This is a genomic window from Oceanobacillus timonensis (genome assembly GCF_900166635.1).
In the GTDB taxonomy this organism is placed as follows: Bacteria; Bacillota; Bacilli; order Bacillales; family Amphibacillaceae; genus Oceanobacillus; species Oceanobacillus timonensis.
The window spans coordinates 1,998,204-2,017,320 of the sequence record NZ_LT800497.1 but is presented as its reverse complement, the minus strand read 5'-3'; the positions used below and the strand labels follow the sequence as shown (position 1 = coordinate 2,017,320).

Below are 19,117 nucleotides of genomic sequence, written 5' to 3'. Positions count from 1 at the left end.
CAAAAGAAGACCAACGTACTTAATGATTTCTAAATACGTTGCATTAAATGACATTACAAAAAAGATGCCTCTTTTCCGGAGACATCTTTTTTGTAATTGTTTGAACACACACGATTAATGCAAACCAGGAAATTTCTGCTGCCTTAATACTTCATAAATAATAATAGAAGCTGTATTGGACAGATTTAGTGAACGAACGCGATCGTTCATATGAACCCGCAGGCATTTATCTTCCTTCCCTTCCAGCAGATCCCGGGGAATCCCTGTTGATTCTTTCCCAAACACAAAAAATTGGTCTGTATCTACAGGTGAAAAATCAAAATCTGTATAATACTTTGTACCGAAATTTTCTATATAATAAAAGTTTCCTTCTGGGTAAGTCTGATACAATTCTTCGATAGAATGATATTCTCTTACATCTACGTGCTCCCAATAATCCAATCCAGCGCGCCGTACCATTTTATCATCTGTTGAAAATCCGAGCGGATGAATCAGATGTAACGTTGTTCCGGTTGCTAAACACATTCTTCCAATATTCCCTGTATTTGCAGGTATTTCTGGTTCAAATAAAACTACATGTAAACCCACCATTCATTCTCCTTCAGTGTTAAATTCTTAAAAAAACCTGCATCTGCTCCTTTTTTAATATAGCGGCAGTTTTTCTTTGTCGTCTAAGTGCATCATGCCATGAGGCGGGGATTAACCGCCCGCTAAAAATGCGAGTGACTTGTATCGATTCCATGACATCGCATGCGTTGTACTCCACACTTTAAAACCTTTATTTTTCTTAAGTACAAAACCTGCTCTATCATCTAATCGCAAACAAAACAATTATACACTAATTTATTTCAATGCGAAAAAACTTATATTGTATTTCCGGCGTCCAGGCCGTTGAATCTTCGTAAGACCAATAACGGTTGCGGCTGTTATCCGTATGAGCATTAACCAGCGGCATGTTATTTACGTCTTTTCGCACCACGATGGTGGAATGATTCCATGCCCCGTCTCCGTCAAAATCATAGCAAATAACATCACCAGGGTTCAATTCTTCTGGCGATTCAACTTCTATTCCTCTTATTCCACGTTCCGATCCGCTTAAGTACCAGCGGAAAGAATGTGCCACAGACCAGCTGAAACTCCATGAATCACTGCCATACCACCAGCCTTGTTCCCGGACCGGTTCTCCCCACATCGGGCCTCCCCCTGCCCGCAAGCATTGGGAAATATAATTTGTACAATCATCTTCAAAGCGGAGGTATTCCGGATTAAAACTGTTCCACCACCGCTCTGCATATTTCACTGCTTCCAGCCGGTTGTATTCTGTTTCACGGTAAGGCTCTTTCTGGTTACCTTGCTTAAATACCGGAAAAGGATTTCTGCTTTTCTCTACAAATGGTTTTTCGATATATTCATGCCGCTCTTTTCCATTTGCACTTTTTACAAATTGGTATGGAATAACCTGTTCTTCCTTATAAAAAAAATCTCCCTGCTTCAGCAGATATTCCAGATGCAGCGCATATTCTGTCCTGTTCGTTGTGTCATAGGACTGTTTACTTAAGATAAGGCCTTTTCCTTTAATCTTTACAAGTTGCGCTTCTCTTTTCCTGCAGAGTTCTTTCTTTTTCTGCCACCAATCTTGCCCCTCTTTATTACCATGGAAAAAACGGTGCCAATATGTCGAGATATCGCCCATTAAAAATCGCCCCCTCGTCAAAGCTTATGCTTTAAATGTCACTTCATTCCATGGGCATTTTCTTATGACAGAGGAAGCGAATAAGGACGCAGAAACGGTATTAATCCTAGCAGTTTTTTATTTCACCGTCATTGCAGAGAGCGCATTTTCTATTTCAAACTGCACTTGTTCATCCGCTTCTTTTTCCAATGTGTCAGCAAGTGCTTCTCTCGCAGAAGCTGTTCCTATTTTCCCTAAAGACCATGCAGCAGTACCGCGGATAACTGGTCGTGGATCGTGCTTCATCACAGCCACTAAATCCTCTTCCGCTGTTTTTTCTTTATAATGACCCAACGCCAAAATCACATTACGTTGAATTGGTTTTTTTCCGCGCCAAGAACCTGACATATGGCCAAACTTTTCCTTAAACTCGCGATTCGATAAATGGAGCATTGGTCTGAGCCTTGGTTTAACCAGTTCAGGATCGGGCTCTAATTCTTCGTGAAAATGCGCATCTTTATCACGATTCCAAGGGCATACCTGCTGGCAAGTATCACACCCGTATAAGCGATTGCCTATTTTGTTACGAAATTCTTCCGGCAGAAAATCTTTTGTTTGTGTCAAAAACGCGATACAACGCTGTGCATTCAGCTGACCGCCTTGCACAATAGCTCCTGTAGGACAGGCATCCAAACAAATTGTACAATCCCCGCAGCCGTCTTCTATCGGGGAATCAGGAATAAATGGAATATTGGTCAGCATTTCTCCTAAATAAACAAACGATCCATGTTCTTTCGTAATAATAGATGTATTCTTACCGCTAAAACCTACACCAGCACGTTCAGCCACTGCCCGGTCGCTTAATTCTCCTGTATCTACCATTGACTTAACAATCGCATCAGGCACTCTTTCTCGAATATATTCCCCGAGTTTATCCAGCCGTTCTCTTAAAGCGACATGGTAATCAATCCCCCACGATGCACGGGCAAAGATACCGCGTCTGTCTCCTTTTGTCCCTCTTGGTGTCTGCTCCATCCGCGAAGGATAGGCGACGGCAATGGAAATGATAGATTGTGCTTCCGGAAGCAGCCTCTTCGGTTCCGTTCTTTCTTCAATGCTTCCTTTTTCAAAGCCCGATTGATAATTTAGTTCTTGCTGGCGCCGCAGCCTTTCCTTTAGTTCCGTAAAAATGTCAGCTGTTGTAAAACCAATCTCATCGATACCAATCGTTTTTGCATATGCTTGAATATCTTTTTTTAGCTCTTCTACTTTCACCATACCGCCCCCCCTTTCTTTTATCTGAAATCTTGACAAACTTATAGGAATCGAAACGTTTAAAAACAGCATTCCATATTTATTGCTTACTTCATGGAAAATACAGCTTTACGCATCCGATTCAGTACCGCTGCAATTTCATTTTTCCTTGGTCTGGCCAAGTCTCCAGGATGTTTTCCATTGCTCTTCGTCAGTTTTTCCAATCCCTGATCCATTTTATCATCTATATGTTGAATGAGATCCGAAAAGGAAGCATATTGTTCCCCATTATTCCGATAAAGGTATTGGATAACTTCGGCAATCATTCTTGTTTGGGACGGGTCTGTTAACTGTTCTGTATAAGCAAAAGTAATCGGCTCTTTTCCAAATAAGATTTGAAATTGTCCTTTCGCCTGAATCTTGAATTTTCGATCCGCTTGTTTGGGAAATGTAGAAGCTAATAACTTCCGGTTCTTCACATTCATGAAATCCGTCGGTTCTACATTACTATGAGCAATTGGATCTTCCTTTATGATTTCTTTTGCTCTTTTTGTTACATTTTTCGGCTTATATTCCTCCATTAGAATCACATTATCAGCCACTGCAAAATAATCTCCGGAGCCGCCTGTCACCAAAATAACCGATTTATCGGCTTCTTCCGCCAGCTGCGTGATACGGTGAATAAATGGCGTAATCGGTTCATTTTCAGGATCAATCAGCTTTTGCATGCGACCGTCGCGGATCATAAAATTCGTTGCACTCGTATCTTCATCAATCAATAATGTTTCTGCTCCGATTTCTAATGCTTCCATCACATTTGCCGCCTGTGACGTACTTCCGCTTGCATTACTTGATGAAAAAGAAGTTGTATCTTTTCCATGAGGAAGATTGGAAATGAAAGGAGAGATATCCACAGACGAAATCTCTCTGCCATCCTCTGCTCGTATTTTGACAGCACTCGGATCGGTACAAATAAATTCACGTCCATCTCCATTACAATGCGGATAGACACCGCGCTCTATCGCTTGAAGCAGCGTACTTTTCCCATGATAACCACCGCCGGTAATCAGAGTGACTCCCTGTTTGACCGCCATTCCTTTTATTGTTTTGCCGTGCGGAAGTTCCAGCTCCACTTCATCTTCTGCAGGGCTCCTGAAAGCTATCGCTCCCTTGGCCGGTAAATCACTGACACCGCTTTTTCTCGGCAAAATAGAGCCATTGGCAATAAAACTGACCCAATTGTTTTCTTTCATTTTCTCCCAGATCGTTTCCTGTTGATCTGCTAACTGGATAGCTTGCTGAATTGTTCTATCCTGAATTTGAAAAATGGAGTGTTCGATTAACGATGGAACGACTTGATCAAATAACTTCATTGCTTCTTTTCCGTTTATCGTACGTCCATTAGCAGGTAAACCTACTGATAAACAAACGGTTATGGATTGCTCTGAAATACGGACACCAGTGCGTTCCAGTATCTCCTGACCCGGTCCGTCAAAAGCAATCATGCCACTTTTACCGGAACCTTTCACAGGTATGTTATTTTGATGTACTGCTTTACTGACCACTCTGGCAAAAGCATCTTCTACAGCAATTCGACGTGCTTTTGTTTCCAGCCATTCGGATGCGATGGCACGCTCTTTTTCCGGAATAACAACTCTTATTTTAGAAGGGCTGGCAAATGGGTCTCCTTGTACATAATCTATATAAAGCGTATGACGCGGATACATATAACTTCCGGCAATTTGTTTGTATGCTTTGTAACTTTTATGGTCAATTTGTGATAACGTATTTTTTAGCTGTTTCATGATAACTCCTCCGTTCTGTTTGAACTCCTTTATGAACAGGGTACTATGTGAAAGTAGCAGAAACAATTATTTTGCAAAATAAAAACGCAACACTTCGTAGGCTAAGTACGAAACACTGCGTTATCACATATGTATGGAGCGGGTGAAGGGAATCGAACCCTCATCATCAGCTTGGAAGGCTGAGGTTTTACCACTAAACTACACCCGCATGATTTGTATTCGTTTTTCAACGACAAAATTTATTATAGCAACGTATTCGATAAAAATCAACAATAAATTTAATTTTTTTCATAAAAAATCAATAGAAAATGAATTGCAGTATGAATAACTTATCTTATCAGCACATACACTTCTACGATACCTGACGTTTCACTTTATCGCCTTATCTGTTTACAATCTTCTGACTACGTAATAAACTAAAACTATTATGATGTTTCCCAAGACGAAAGGAGATTTTTTAAATGTCTTTATATTCAACTATTCTTAGCCAATCAGAATTTGTTGATAAGGATAGTCTTAACTACCCGTTTGAAGAAAGGGGATTGCAGTTTGGTGACGGGGTTTATGAGGTAATACGTATTTATAATGGAGAATACTATCTCTTGACAGAACACGTCAATCGGCTCTATCGTTCTGCCGAAGCCATCAAAATAAACATTCCTTACCATAAAGAAAAGATGACGGCACTGTTATACCAGCTACTGGAAAAAAACAACATGAATAACGACGGAAAAGTATATCTGCAAATCACACGTGGTTCTGCCCCTCGTGATCATGCCTTTCCAAGTGAAGTCACGCCTAACATCTATGCTTACCTTCAGGATTTACCAAGAAATGAAAACCTGCTGGAAAACGGTGTGAAGACGATTTCTCAACGTGATGTCCGTTGGGAAAACTGTTATATCAAAAGTTTGAATCTGTTGCCGAATGTTTTAGCAAAACAGACCGCGAAAGAAAATAATTGTTATGAAGCGATTCTCCACCGTGATGGTGTAGTGACAGAATGCAGTTCTTCCAATATTTATTTAGTCAAAGATGGGAAAGTATACACGCATCCAGCTACAAATAACATTCTGCATGGCTGTGTACGTATGGCAGTAGAGCGTTTTCTGAACGACGAAAATATTCCGCTGATTGAAGAAGCTTTCCATATGGAAGATATTCAGCACGCAGATGAAATGTTCTTATCCAGCAGCACATCGGAAGTATTACCGGTTATTCAGCTTGATAGTGTTGTCGTTGGTAATGGGGAACCTGGAAAAATCACCCGTACATTGCAAAAAGCATATGAACAGGACGCTAAAATCTCCGACAAATTGATTAAAAACGTATAAGGCAAAAACAGCCACCTTCGATGCGGTGGCTGTTTTTGATAATGATAAGAAAATGAAATGGCAGTTCTTTTATTCCTCGTTCCGGAACCCACGAAATGCCGCCCGCACAATCAAATAAACAGCTCCCAGGGGAATAACGATAAAACTCAATATATAAAGAAGAAAAATATGAATAAAAAATTCCAGTTTATCAAGATGTGGCGCCGCACTTCCTTTTAACTTAAAACTAAGTTTGAATCCTCCGGCAATATCATAAATCATTCTTGCAATTGGATACAAAATAAACCCGATGACCATTACCGGCATAGACTCACTATAAAAATTATCCCCCTCTGCTTGATACATAAGGAAGGAAAAAACAATGGTTATGAAGAAACTGATTCCGACAATTTTCAATATGTACTTCTTATTGATCTGGCTATATTGTTCTAACTGCAACGCTTCTTCTTTCCTTTGATCAGACAAGCTCTTCGGCGACACCATTTCCGCTGCTTTTTCTCCTAGTATTTGTCTATTTTGCTCTTTTTCAAGTGCAAACACATCCGTTTCAGCTCCGAACGCACGTATGTCAAGTTCTTTCAAAAGTTCTGTTCTTTCCTTCCGCTTAACCAGCCCTAGTAAAAAATTTGTTTGTAGCGTCTGGGCAATTGCGTTCGTTGATAATCGATCGCGAATTCGCCTGTTTGCAAATGAACGTTTTCGCAGCGCTTTATATTCTTCATTGTCATCTAAATAAATGACTATAGAACTGATGAGATTAACCTTTCGTATGTCATACCTTCTAATATATGTCCATCTGAGACGCATCGCGCGTTTTAATGGATGTTTCACAATAAGTTCTTCTTTTGTCAAAGTAATATACGGATCGGACGTTACCAGCATTTTAAACATAAGCAACGTTGACACTCCAAAAATCAATGGGAAAACAGCAAAGATAAAACCGTCAACGGTATTCCCTTCTTTAAAAAAATAAGTGCATAATGCTATTCCTAGCGTAAAAAAAGCCAAGGAAAAGATAAACGATACGAAACTTTTTCCTTTCGGCGATTTAAAATACATTTCCTGTGAATTCACTATCATCACCTCCTGCGCTTCTTTTTATATTACACGATGCAGCCTTCATTTGAAATAATAGTTATCCCACATTTTTCTCTTTCCCAATACGCGTATCTGTACACCATGTTTCAACGGAAATTTTAATTTTCATTGAAAGGGATTGATCATTCCCAAACATAGAGGCGACAATTTCTGCCGCCTCTATGTTTATTGAACTTATGAAGTTACACTGCTCACTTTATACAACGTCTTTACATATTCCTGTAACGATTGTATATCTGTATTCTCCAAATACGGATATTGCCAGACGAGTTTTGCCGTTTCCAAGCTGGTGAAATAAGGGATATTCAATTGCGTACATAACTCTCTCAGCTGGAAACCAAATCGTTCTTTATCCCTGCCAATGCTCGGAACATTTATCACATATCCCGGCGGATCTTGTAAAAACAGCTTTTTAAGGTTACTTATTTCTCGATTCACGGGGGTAGAAGGAATTTCTTTTTCCTTCAGAAAGGTACTTGTTCCCTCAGTAGCAATCATTTCTGCTTTTTTGGCAATTTCCCGCATCAAGGGGACGCTTTCTCCCTTATGATGATCGCTTATCGATACAAACCATTTTTTCGTGTTATTCGTCTTATGCGGAGACGGTATAACCGCTTTTTTTATCGCCTTTTCCAATGTCACATCCATTCCAATGGCTTCTCCGGTGGATTTCATTTCCGGGCCTAAAATATGATCAACACCTTTTAATTTGTTTTTAGAAAAAACTGGTGCTTTCACGGTGTAATATTCCGGCTCCTGGTACAAGGCGAATTCTTTCATAAAGGCCTGCAGAGATTTGCCTAATTGCGCATTTACTGCTAAAGAAACCAGTGGAATACCGGTTACCTTACTCATTACGGGAACCGTCCGGGAAGATCTTGGATTTACTTCCAGAACGTACACTGCTTCTTCATAAAGAACGAACTGGATATTCATCATTCCGATAATCGGAAGCTCTTTGGCAATCTTTTTAGAGATTTGATAGACTTGTGCTTTTTGCTGTTCTGTTAAGGTAATAGCTGGAAACACACTCGTACTGTCTCCGGAATGAACGCCTGCTTTTTCGATATGTTCAAAGATGCCTGGAATAACTACATTTTCCCCGTCACTGACTACATCTACTTCACATTCTAATCCCGGCATGTAAGAATCCATCAATAACGGCCAGCACTGGTCATACGTATCTATCTGCACTCTTTGAACATTACTGATAAGTTCCTCTTTGTTGTAACAGACAAACATGGATTGCCCGCCAATGACATAAGATGGACGAATCAAAACCGGAAAACCTAACTGATGTGCCGCTTCTTTTGCTTGTTCCGTATCATGGACAATTTCTCCTTGAATATGGGCAATATTTAATTGCTCCAGAAAAGCATAAAATTGCTCCCGATCTTCCATTTTATCCATATTTTCAGGCGTTGTACCCAAAATAGAAACACCTGCTTCTTGTAACTGCTCCATCAGATTAATCGCTGTCTGACCGCCAAATTGAACAAGCACATCTTGGATATTTTCTTTCTCTATAACATGGAGAACATCTTCCAGAGCGAGCGGTTCAAAATAAAGACGATCTGCCACCGTATAGTCCGTACTTACCGTTTCCGGATTATTATTAATCATAACCGCTTCATAACCGGCTTTCTGCAACGCCTGTACAGCATGGACAGAACAGTAGTCAAATTCTACACCCTGTCCGATACGAATTGGACCAGATCCGATAACCAGCGCTTTTTTCTTATTCGATGCCGGATGTACTTGATTGCCGCCTGACCAGGTAGAATAAAAATAAGTTGAATTTTGACCTGAGGTACCCGGGCATGTATCCACAAAACGATAATGCGGCGCCAGCCCGTGGTTTTGATAAAATTGACGAAGTACAGCTGGTTCGATATGAAGAAGTTTTGCTAACTGAACATCACTGATATTATATTGCTTTGCCTGTAAAATCTTTTCTTCCGTGATATTCTCCCAGCCGGTTGCTGCCACTTCTTTTTCCACCTGAATGACCGCCGCTATCTTTTCCAAGAAATAAGGTTGAATCAATGTCCGCTCCGCTATCTCAGCAACAGTGTATTGACGCCAGAAAGCTTCTCCGATAGCAAAAAGACGTAAATCATTCGGCTCTTCAAGTAATGCCATTAACGCATCATCCGACTTTTCTGCAAATACCGGCCAACGCAGAGATTGTACATTCATTTCCAAGGAACGAACTGCTTTATTTAATGCCCCTTCGAACGTTTTCTCTAACGACATAACCTCTCCAGTTGCCTTCATCTGGGTGCCAAGAGTACGGTCAGCTTCGGAAAACTTATCAAATGGAAAACGCGGTATTTTTACCACGGTATAATCCAAGTCCGGTGTAAAATGAAGATAGGTTGCTCCGCTGACAGGATCGACTAATTCATCCAGCTGATAACCTACTGCACATTTTGCTGCCACTCTGGCAATTGGATAGCCTGTTGCTTTGGAAGCCAAAGCAGACGAACGGCTGACACGGGGATTAACCTCGATAATACAATATTCATTCGTGTCCGGATGCAAGGCAAATTGAATATTACAGCCCCCTACTACTTCCAATGCACGAATAATTTTTATGGATGCATCACGCAAAATTTGGCTCTGTTCGGCTGTTAATGTCTGTGTTGGGGCGACCACAATAGAATCACCGGTATGCACACCAACAGGATCCACATTCTCCATATCACAAATAATTTGGCAAGCGTCATTTTCATCACGCATGACTTCATATTCAATTTCCTTCCAGCCTTTAATACTGCGTTCTACAAGCACCTGCGTAATCGGACTTAAGTGAAGACCTTTTGCTAACAGCTCGCGAAATGCTTCCTCATTATTGGCAAACCCTCCACCTTCTCCGCCTAATGTATATGCCGGGCGAAGAATCACAGGATAACCGATTTTCTCCGCAAACTGCAAACCCTCCTCTATATTTGTTACAATTTGCGATTCAGAAATGGGCTCCTGAATGGAAATCATCAAATCTCTGAATTTTTCTCTATCTTCGCCCTTTTGGATCGAAGCAATGGATGTACCGAGCAGTGTCACACCGTATTTTTCCAGAATTCCTTTATCATACAGTTCCAAGGATAGATTTAACCCTGTTTGCCCTCCTAAGGTTCCGATCAGACCATCCGGCTTTTCTTTTTCAATAATTTTTTCAATCGCTTCCACTTCTAATGGTTCTAAATAAACCTGATCGGCAATCGTTTCGTCTGTCATAATCGTTGCAGGATTGTTATTGATAAGAACGACGTCTAGCCCTTCTTCTTTTAAAGCAAGACAGGCTTGTGTCCCGGCGTAATCAAACTCTGCCGCTTGCCCGATAACAATCGGTCCCGAACCGATCACAAGCACTTTCTTTATCCCTGGATGTAATGGCATATATTATTCTCCCTTCTTCTCTAAATTTGCTGCGATAGCTGTTATCACACCAATAAAAGTGAATAACTCCTCTTTATCTGTTGTTAATGGAGGCAGAATACGTACAACATGCTCTCCTGCTGTTAAGACCAGAATCTGCTTTTCTCTTAATTTTTCAACCCAGACAGCCGCTTTATTGGTTACTTCCATCCCGATCAAAAATCCTTTGCCTCTTATTTCTGTAACCAATGTATTGTTTTCAACCAGCTCATTTAATGCGTCTGTCAGCAGTACACTTTTTTCCTGAACATCTTGTAAAAAGGCTGTATCTGCAATGTGATCCAATGTAGCCAGTCCTGCAGTTGCTGCCAACGGATTTCCGCCAAAGGTACTGCCATGAGTTCCTGGTGAAAAACTGTCTGCAGCTTTGTCTTTTGCTGCTAACGCGCCAATCGGAAAACCGGAGCCTAACCCTTTAGCCAATGTTATGGCATCCGGTTCGATATCATATTGCTCATACGCAAAGAGAGAGCCGGTCCTGCCGATTCCCGTCTGAATCTCATCGACCATAAATAAAATATCTGCTTCCTTACAATAAGTATATAGCGCTTTAACCCATGCTGCGTCTGCCGGGTGAACGCCCCCTTCTCCCTGTACAAGTTCCAATAATACACCTGCTGTTTTTTCTGTATCTATCTGTTCGATAGCTGCCATCTGATTAAATGGCAGATAAGTAAAACCAGGAGTTATCGGCGTAAAACCGTTATGAATTTTTGTTTGTGCTGTTGCCGCCATCGTAGATCCTGTTCTTCCATGAAACGAATTGGAAAAAGTAACAATTTCCGTTCTTTCCGGCTTTTGATGATCTTTAGCATATTTTTTGGCCAATTTAATCGCCGCTTCATTTGCTTCCGCTCCACTATTACAGAAAAACACCTGATCAAAACAGCTTACAGAAACGATCTTTTCAGCTAATGCTTCTTGCTGCGGAATCTGATATAAATTAGAAACATGCCATAAATCATCTAGTTGTTCTACTAATTTTGCCTGTACCTGGTCGGGCACATGCCCCAAGCTGCATGTTGCAATTCCAGCTGTATAGTCAAGATATTTTACGTCCTGATCATCCCATACATAACTTCCTTTTCCTTTCAATATGGTAAGCGGCAGACGCTGGTAAGTTTTCATTAATGCTGATGATGTCGTTGCAGTATTTAAATCAGACATGCTCAAACTCCTTTTCCTTTAAAATAGTTCCTACTTTTTCTCCGTCTAAATATTTCAATATATCATTCGGCTCCAAACCGTTTAAAATAACGGATTCCTCTACACCGCCTTGTAAACTTGCCAATGCAGAGCGTACTTTTGGAATCATACCGCCATAAATGACACCGGAATCAATCAGTGCTTCTGCATCTGTTCGCGTCAAATGATGATGGAGGATTTCTTTTTGATTAATTGTTTCCATCACGCCGGGAATATTACTGATGAGAACGAGTTTACATCCCAACGCTTCAGCCACAGCTCCGGCAGCTGTGTCGCCATTAATATTTAAGCGGGTGTCCCCTTCTCCGGATGCTATCGGCGAAATTACTGGAATACCTCCCGATTTCAGAATCATATCAATCCAGGATGTTTCTACTTTAGTAACCTCTCCGACAAAGCCCAGCTTCCCGTTTAAAATCGGCCTTGCCTGCAACAGCTTGCCATCCACTCCGCTTAATCCAATTGCTTTCCCGTTTTGATTTTGAAATAGACCGACAATACGCTTATTAATGGTTCCGCTCATCACCATTTGAGCAACTTCTAACACTTCTTCCGTGGTAACACGCAATCCATCGACAAAGGTACTTTCAATATTCATCTGTTCCAGCGCCTGATTAATTTCCGGTCCGCCGCCATGAACAATCACAGGTTCACAAATCTTTTTTTCTTTCAAGTCAATCAGCAGCTCATAAAAGGATTTTGGGAGTTCCTTCAAAATACTTCCGCCTACCTTAAACACTACTTTTGTCATAAAAACACCTCACGTTCGATAGGATGCATTGATTTGTACATAATCATAGGTTAAATCACAGCCCCATACGGTTGCTTTTTCCGAACCTTCTTTCAGGCTGATAAAGAGATGGACTGTATCTTTGACTAATTCTTCGACACAATTTGGTTCATGGAAGGAAAGTAATTGTCCTTCCCGGATAATCTGTTCCGGTCCGATAGATAGGGATAAGCCGTTTTTATCAAAAGGAATACCGCATGTTCCTAATGCACTGATAATTCTTCCCCAATTGGCATCTTCTCCATAAATAGCTGTTTTTACCAGACTGGAACCGATCACCGCTTTCGCCAGCCCGGCTGCATCCTGCTCGGAGGCAGCTCCTTCCACCTGTACTTCAACCAATTTGGTCGCTCCTTCTCCATCCTTGGCAATCATTTTTGCAAGTTCACGGCTGACATATTGCCATGCTTGCATAAATTGCTCCCATTCGTGATGCTCAGGATGAAGCGTTTCATTATCTTGCATGCCATTGGCTAATATCAGCACCATATCATTGGTACTGCAATCGCCATCTACAGTAATACGATTAAATGACTGATCGGCCGTTTGCTTTAACCCTTGTTGCAGGCTGGCAGTATCGACCTTCGCATCCGTTGTCATAAAGGACAGCATCGTTGCCATATTGGGATGAATCATTCCGGATCCCTTCGCAGCACCGGCGATGGTGACAGTTTTTCCGTCTATTTCCACTTCCACGGCAATATGTTTTGTTTTGGTATCCGTAGTTAAAATCGCATGTTCGAAATCATCTGCTGCTTCACTTTCACCAATCCGTGTGATTGCTTCTTTAATCAAATGCATCGGCATCATCTCGCCAATAACACCGGTCGAAGCAACTGCAACCAAGGAAGGATCAACCCCTATTTTCCCCGCAGTCAACTGCTGCATTTGCACTGCATCCTGGTAACCTTGTTCTCCGGTATATGAGTTTGCATTTGCTGAATTCACCACCACTGCTTGCAGCTGATCGGAATCTTTTAATGCTTCTTTTGTAATTTCAAGCGGAGCAGCCTGGAACGTATTCATCGTATAAATACCTGCTGCATTTGCCGGAACTTCGGAATAAATCCAGCCGAAGTCAAGCTTGGATTTACGCAGACCAGCGTGTATACCTCCTGCTGTAAACCCTTTTGGTTGATCAATATGTGCATTTTCCACTATTTTAAATGCCTTCGATAATGTATGTTCCATGTGTTTTCCTCCCCTGTTTATGGAAATATCGGAATAAATTCTAATCCCATTGTTTCTTCCCAGCCGTTCATCAGATTGGCATTATGAATTGCCTGCCCAGCTGCTCCTTTTACTAAATTATCAATCGCTGATGCAATAACAATGCTGTTCGTCCGTTCATCTACATGTACCCCGATATCACAGTAATTACTGCCTGTTACTCCTTTTGTCGCCGGAAACTGTCCTTCTGGTAAAATACGAACAAAGGCTTTTTCCCGGTAATAAGTCTGCAAATATTCTAAAATAGAAGCGGTTGTTTCTTCTTGTTTCATATCTGCATACACCGTACACAGTAAACCTCTGGTCATCGGAATGAGATGTGTTGTAAAAGATACCTTCACGTCTTTATCCGTGAACCTGGACGCATAACGCTCTATCTCCGGAATATGCTGATGCTGTCCAATTTTATAAGGAACCACATTTTCATTTGCGGAAGAGAAATGAGCTTTTTCACTTAACCCTTTCCCCGCTCCAGAAATCCCCGTTTTTGCATCAATACGAATACCTTCTGTCTGAATTTTATCTCCGTCAATAAGAGGAATTAATGCAGATAAAGCAGCGGTCGGAAAACAGCCTGGATTGGAAATAATCGACGCTGTTTTAATGTCCTCTGTAAAAATATCACTGAGTCCAAACACGGCCTTTTCTAAAACAGCGGCATCAGCAGGCTCTTTACCGTACCATTCACTATATTCCTCCTGCGAAAGCCGAAAGTCACCGGATAAATCGATGCACTGAACAGAAGTATCTTGAAAAGAAGGAATGATATTTTTAGCGACACCGGCCGGGGTTGCCAGAAATAATATATCAATCTCTTTTTCTAACTCCTCGATATCTAGCGATTCCATTTCCGTTGTGATCATACCGGTCAGATGCGGATAAGTTGCTGCTAAATCCTCTCCCGCCTGTGATTGGGATATAATTTTTGTAATCTTTATTTCTGTATGTGCTTGGAGAAGCCGGATAAGTTCAATTGCCCCATATCCTGTTCCGCCAATAATTGCTGCTTTCTTCAAAACACTCTCTCCCTTATCTGAAAAATGAATTATTCATTATTATAAATTTTTATGTATGTTTATGCAAGGGAATTTATAAATATTAATTAAATTTCTTTAGATTATTTATTTTTTTGTATAATAAATGTATAAAAAAAGGCGTTGGTTCGCTATAAATAGCTAACGAACCAACGCCTTTTTTATATATGCACTTTACCCGGCAGGTATCCAATTATGCACTTTATTTTACTTCACAAATCGTTCCAGAAAACCATCCAATGTTTCCTTATATAATTCCTCATCCTTCACAAACGATTCTCCATGACTTGCTTCATCTACAAGCAGCAGCTCTTTTTCGCTGTTGGTATTTTCATAGAGTTCCTTTGTCATTTCTGTTGGTACAAAGACATCCTCTTTTCCATGAATATATAATATAGGTACTTCTGCTTTAGCAACTTGATCTAAAGCAGAGGCTTCCTTCAGCCCGTAGCCGGCACGAATCTGCGTAACCAGACTCGTAGACGGAATAAACGGAAAAGAAGGCAAATGGAACATCCGGTCAATTTGATAAGAAAACAATTCATTCACATCTGTATAGGATGCATCTGCTACAACAGCTTTTACATTTGGCGGTAATTCCTCCCCGCTCGCCATTAAAACAGAGGATCCTCCCATGGAAACCCCATGCAACACGATTTCAGCATCCTCACCAACACGTTCAATGATTTTATCCACCCAATCGAGCAAATCTAAACGATCATGCCAGCCAAAACCGATATAATCCCCCTCACTCTCTCCATGTCCGCGCATATCTGCCGTAAAAATGTTATACCCTAAATCCTCATAATAATGCTGCCCATATAAAGCCATATCTTTTCCGCGCCCCAAATAACCATGAGCAAAGATAACCACTTTATTCGTAGGCTGTTCCGCTTCCAGATAATATCCTTGTAAATCAAGTCCGTCATAAGAAGTCTGATGCCATGTTTCAAATGGCTGTTCATCCGACCAGTCGCGCCAATCGCCATCTAATAATACGTCCATGGTTTCTGCTTCCACTTCCAAATCATCGTTATCGTTTAAAAAATCTTTTACATTACGTTCAATAGCGAGATTATAAAAGAAAATCGCTGCTGCAAAGTTTATAATAAGGAGTATCACCACTACTCCGGAAATAATCCAAATCCATTTTTTCCTTTTCTTCACCTTTTGACCCTCTTTTCTGTCTAGCAGTCTTTTTATTCATTATACTAGAAAAAAACAGTCACGCATCATCCAAGTTATGGGAAGATGCCTGGTAGTTTGATATATTTTAAATTTTGGCTATGTTAAAGTCTATTGTTGATATAAAGTAAAAATTAGAACTCCCATTTTTCTGGAAGTTCTAATTAGTAATTTCATAATGATTTCAAATGCGATTTTTATATATTTTTATTAGGTTTATTTTTTAAAAGGATATCAATCATTTTAAACATGTGTCTAATCCCTTTTCGCTGGTATTTAAAAGAATCCAATTCTTCTATAGTGTTTTTCTGACGTCCCCGTTAGTTAAAGAAGAAACAGTGTTTATACAGCAAATTTAGTTAACCTTAGTGTATCATAAATTTCTGAATTCTGTACTAAATTCAAATTCCCTTTAATAATCAAGTTATACATTTATTTACTATGTAACTTAACATATTTACGCTTTTGAATTGGCCACCATATTAAATGAAAAAGCATGTGGACAATTATAGCTGCTAGTAACCCTCCTTGAATGAAGGCTACCCCAGCGAAAATACCAACCCAAATGTTAGCAACAATCGTATACACATACAGAAGAGGTTTTGGTTGTGAGACAACAAGTTTAATAGACGGTAAATGAACAAAGGCAAATAAGATACATGAAATGGAAATTGCAAATAATGTACTAAGACAATCCCCTATACTCATTAATTGAAACAACCAAATAAATAAGCTAAGTAAGCCCCATCGAAACATAACTTCTTCTATAACTCCACCATAAAATACACGACTTAAAATACCTGTATTTACATAATGCGTTTCAATTTCCATATAATCTGTTTTTGTCAATCTTGGCACTAAATACATATAATAAAACAACAAATGGCTAAGAGAACAGATAACACCTAGACCTAAACCATATAATAAAATTTGACTAATTTCTATTTGTTGAACAACATGAATCTTAGGGACAAAATAAGCACCCATCGCTGAAAATATAAGTGCTGTTAAGCCATGTGCAATTAATCGTTGCCCATCTGTCACATCATCCTCTTTTATATGTATTTTTTCCGACTGATACATAAAATAAATGCCTGGTATACAAATGGAAAGCACAATGGCTAAATAAATCCAATTCATGGGGTCTACTCTCCTTTTGCTTTCATTTGTTCTTCCAAAATGACCTTATAAATCTTGTTCACTGCCTGTTCTAATTGACTAATTACTTCGTCATCTAGCTTAGCATAGTATGTTGACACAATTTGCTCATCTACTTTTGCATATAATTCATAAAGTTCTTTACCTTTTAAGCCAAGTGTTACCACGATTTCACGTCTTGAGTCAGGATTAATGGACCGCTCGATATAATGCTCTTTCTCTAATTTACTTAACAACTGGCTAACTGCACTTGCACTCACATTCATCTTTTCAGCCAATTCACTGACTGTTAATGTATTATGCTGCTGGACATGCTCAATAATTAAGGACTGCTTCGGTGTTAATTTATGTTCAAGTACTTCATCGTAGTGATGTAACAATGCGTAGTTTATCTGATCTAATGTATGAAAAATCCCATTCATTCGCTTTTCTAGCATAAAATCCCTCATTCCATTTAGTTATATAAACATTTTAAGTATCTAAAGTGTTTATTATAAGAATAATATAACTAAATACACATTAAAGCAACCGTATAGAAGTAAATTTTATACACTATCCTATTTAAGCTCCAAATAGTAATGCTAGTCTTAGCATAAACTTTTGATATACAAAATAAGTGTCAGCATACATAATAAACATTACCATACACTGAAATTAACAAAAGGAGTGATCTTTCAATCTAACTTCCAAGTCTTTTCACCTGAATATAGATTTCCAATTTATTAATAAAAATTCAAAACCTTGAAATAAGCTGTCAAATGGTTAATCCACCAAAAGGCTATTTTTAAAGACAATCCAAGAGACTGAATATATAGTAGCTCCATTTATATGACGGAACGTGATAAGTGCATATTAATGTATCCCACACTACTATCCGATTACCACATTTTAAATGCACGCCAAAATTCCGTGCATAGTATATTTTCACTTGAAAGCCTATACCCGATATCTTTGTCTAATTGGTCTTTCGTTAACCTACCCATACCTAATATCTGAGAAAAAGGTGGTTTTATCATTGTCTCTTGCAACCAATACACATACTTGTTCATTGCTTATACTACGTTGCTTCGCAGAGTCACCACGTTTACGTGGCTTTCTACTTTTCATTTTTCTTTGTCCTTTTTCTGAGTACAGGAAATAGGTCCCGGCCATCTCTACGATACCTTCAAAATTAGGGATTTCAATCCGCTCCAGCCAACGACTCCACTTTCCGACGTACAAATGATTTCGATGGGACAACTAAGCGCAAAAGCTCTTCGGTGGGGCGAGCAAGCGCAGCCCCAGGAACCACGGTTTTTGCCTGCAAACCACTTAGGAGTCTCCGCGGTTGGCCTGCGCTCTAATAGGATTCTACAGCGCATGGAAGAAATAACACCCTGATGAAGTGAGATAAAATAATCATTCTGGTGTTTCCAATGGTTGGTTTAGCAGTTCAAATCATGACAGCATGGATCATCCATATCGAGTATAGCTTTTATGCACAGAAAGTAAACTTGGGTAAACATTTTATGAAAAATATGTTCTATCTAATCAAATTTTTATTTGGTGAGTTGTTTTCCACGTATAGAATATCTTACTAGCGGAGGAGGACCGTTTTGACTCCTGAGGGATCAGCACCATCTGAAGATCCACTTTTGCCAAGCGATCTTCTTGGCAAAAGTTAGCTGAAGAGCGTGCCCCTAGGAAAGCAAAACGGTCCGCCGCAGCGGTCGCCTTACACTTTACCTCCTACTTTTTGCCAACAGTTGTATGGAATGGAAGTACCTTTTAAAGTACGAAAGTTCAGCTGTTATTATCATATTTTAATTACTTATTTCAATAATTGATTATGTATTGCCCTTTTTAAATACACAAATAAACGTATAAGGCTTTGCAAACATACAAAGTCTTATACGTCTAAATACGTTTAT

General features: G+C 39.8%; 14 protein-coding genes, 1 tRNA gene and 1 pseudogene. 1 reads left to right on the top strand and 15 read right to left on the bottom strand.

Annotated elements, in window-relative coordinates; genetic code table 11:
- Positions 1–114: 114 nt before the first annotated feature.
- The 5 genes from B7E05_RS09835 to B7E05_RS09815 form a co-directional block, all read right to left on the bottom strand.
- Positions 115–588: a tRNA (cytidine(34)-2'-O)-methyltransferase gene (locus B7E05_RS09835; protein ID WP_080874028.1), complete on the bottom strand. Its 474-nt coding sequence runs from the start codon at positions 586–588 to the stop codon at positions 115–117.
- A 250-nt stretch (positions 589–838) separates the two neighbouring features.
- Positions 839–1,693, bottom strand: a complete 855-nt coding sequence (locus tag B7E05_RS09830) for an amidase domain-containing protein (RefSeq protein ID WP_080874027.1) — start codon at positions 1,691–1,693, stop codon at positions 839–841.
- Positions 1,694–1,810: 117 nt separating this feature from the next.
- On the bottom strand, positions 1,811–2,947 hold the full coding sequence (queG, locus tag B7E05_RS09825) for a tRNA epoxyqueuosine(34) reductase QueG (RefSeq protein ID WP_080876271.1): 1,137 nt from the start codon (positions 2,945–2,947) through the stop codon (positions 1,811–1,813).
- A gap of 86 nt (positions 2,948–3,033) precedes the next feature.
- Entirely contained in the window at positions 3,034–4,731 is a 1,698-nt protein-coding gene (locus tag B7E05_RS09820; RefSeq protein WP_080874026.1) for an ABC-ATPase domain-containing protein, read from the bottom strand.
- A gap of 134 nt (positions 4,732–4,865) precedes the next feature.
- Positions 4,866–4,939 (bottom strand) — tRNA-Gly (locus B7E05_RS09815).
- A gap of 253 nt (positions 4,940–5,192) precedes the next feature.
- Between B7E05_RS09815 and dat the strand changes: the two genes are divergently transcribed.
- Positions 5,193–6,065, top strand: coding sequence for a D-amino-acid transaminase (gene dat / locus B7E05_RS09810; protein ID WP_080874025.1), 873 nt, complete (start codon positions 5,193–5,195; stop codon positions 6,063–6,065).
- Positions 6,066–6,134: 69 nt separating this feature from the next.
- Here the strand turns inward: dat and B7E05_RS09805 are convergent, their stop codons facing one another.
- From B7E05_RS09805 to B7E05_RS22415, 10 genes and pseudogenes are all read right to left on the bottom strand, one after another.
- Complete coding sequence (locus tag B7E05_RS09805; protein ID WP_080874024.1) at positions 6,135–7,139, bottom strand: STM3941 family protein; 1,005 nt, start codon at positions 7,137–7,139, stop codon at positions 6,135–6,137.
- A gap of 198 nt (positions 7,140–7,337) precedes the next feature.
- On the bottom strand, positions 7,338–10,565 hold the full coding sequence (carB, locus tag B7E05_RS09800; protein WP_080874023.1) for a carbamoyl-phosphate synthase (glutamine-hydrolyzing) large subunit: 3,228 nt from the start codon (positions 10,563–10,565) through the stop codon (positions 7,338–7,340).
- A 3-nt stretch (positions 10,566–10,568) separates the two neighbouring features.
- Complete coding sequence (locus B7E05_RS09795) at positions 10,569–11,771, bottom strand: aspartate aminotransferase family protein (protein WP_080874022.1); 1,203 nt, start codon at positions 11,769–11,771, stop codon at positions 10,569–10,571.
- Positions 11,764–12,561, bottom strand: coding sequence for an acetylglutamate kinase (gene argB / locus B7E05_RS09790; RefSeq protein WP_080874021.1), 798 nt, complete (start codon positions 12,559–12,561; stop codon positions 11,764–11,766). The genes B7E05_RS09795 and argB overlap by 8 nt, the downstream gene beginning before the upstream one ends.
- A gap of 9 nt (positions 12,562–12,570) precedes the next feature.
- Positions 12,571–13,791: a bifunctional ornithine acetyltransferase/N-acetylglutamate synthase gene (gene argJ / locus B7E05_RS09785; RefSeq protein WP_080874020.1), complete on the bottom strand. Its 1,221-nt coding sequence runs from the start codon at positions 13,789–13,791 to the stop codon at positions 12,571–12,573.
- Positions 13,792–13,808: 17 nt separating this feature from the next.
- Positions 13,809–14,846: an N-acetyl-gamma-glutamyl-phosphate reductase gene (gene argC, locus B7E05_RS09780; protein ID WP_080874019.1), complete on the bottom strand. Its 1,038-nt coding sequence runs from the start codon at positions 14,844–14,846 to the stop codon at positions 13,809–13,811.
- Positions 14,847–15,071: 225 nt separating this feature from the next.
- Complete coding sequence (locus B7E05_RS09775) at positions 15,072–16,031, bottom strand: alpha/beta hydrolase (RefSeq protein ID WP_080874018.1); 960 nt, start codon at positions 16,029–16,031, stop codon at positions 15,072–15,074.
- Between the two features lie 450 nt (positions 16,032–16,481).
- The gene (locus B7E05_RS09770) at positions 16,482–17,189 is read right to left on the bottom strand and encodes a CPBP family intramembrane glutamic endopeptidase (RefSeq protein WP_080874017.1); all 708 of its coding nucleotides are present in this window, start codon (positions 17,187–17,189) and stop codon (positions 16,482–16,484) included.
- 5 nt (positions 17,190–17,194) lie between these two features.
- Complete coding sequence (locus tag B7E05_RS09765) at positions 17,195–17,644, bottom strand: MarR family winged helix-turn-helix transcriptional regulator (protein ID WP_080874016.1); 450 nt, start codon at positions 17,642–17,644, stop codon at positions 17,195–17,197.
- A gap of 444 nt (positions 17,645–18,088) precedes the next feature.
- Positions 18,089–18,401 (bottom strand): annotated as a pseudogene (locus B7E05_RS22415) (IS1595 family transposase); the annotation flags it as partial.
- Positions 18,402–19,117 lie beyond the last annotated feature (716 nt).

Excerpts from the sequence above, each read along its gene's own strand:
- dat (WP_080874025.1), top strand. The coding sequence starts at position 5,193 with ATGTCTTTATATTCAACTATTCTTAGCCAATCAGAATTTGTTGATAAG.
- B7E05_RS09770 (WP_080874017.1), bottom strand. The coding sequence starts at position 17,189 with ATGAATTGGATTTATTTAGCCATTGTGCTTTCCATTTGTATACCAGGC.
- B7E05_RS09795 (WP_080874022.1), bottom strand. The coding sequence starts at position 11,771 with ATGTCTGATTTAAATACTGCAACGACATCATCAGCATTAATGAAAACT.
- argJ (WP_080874020.1), bottom strand. The coding sequence starts at position 13,791 with ATGGAACATACATTATCGAAGGCATTTAAAATAGTGGAAAATGCACAT.
- B7E05_RS09830 (WP_080874027.1), bottom strand. The coding sequence starts at position 1,693 with ATGGGCGATATCTCGACATATTGGCACCGTTTTTTCCATGGTAATAAA.
- carB (WP_080874023.1), bottom strand. The coding sequence starts at position 10,565 with ATGCCATTACATCCAGGGATAAAGAAAGTGCTTGTGATCGGTTCGGGA.
- argB (WP_080874021.1), bottom strand. The coding sequence starts at position 12,561 with ATGACAAAAGTAGTGTTTAAGGTAGGCGGAAGTATTTTGAAGGAACTC.
- B7E05_RS09765 (WP_080874016.1), bottom strand. The coding sequence starts at position 17,644 with ATGCTAGAAAAGCGAATGAATGGGATTTTTCATACATTAGATCAGATA.
- B7E05_RS09820 (WP_080874026.1), bottom strand. The coding sequence starts at position 4,731 with ATGAAACAGCTAAAAAATACGTTATCACAAATTGACCATAAAAGTTAC.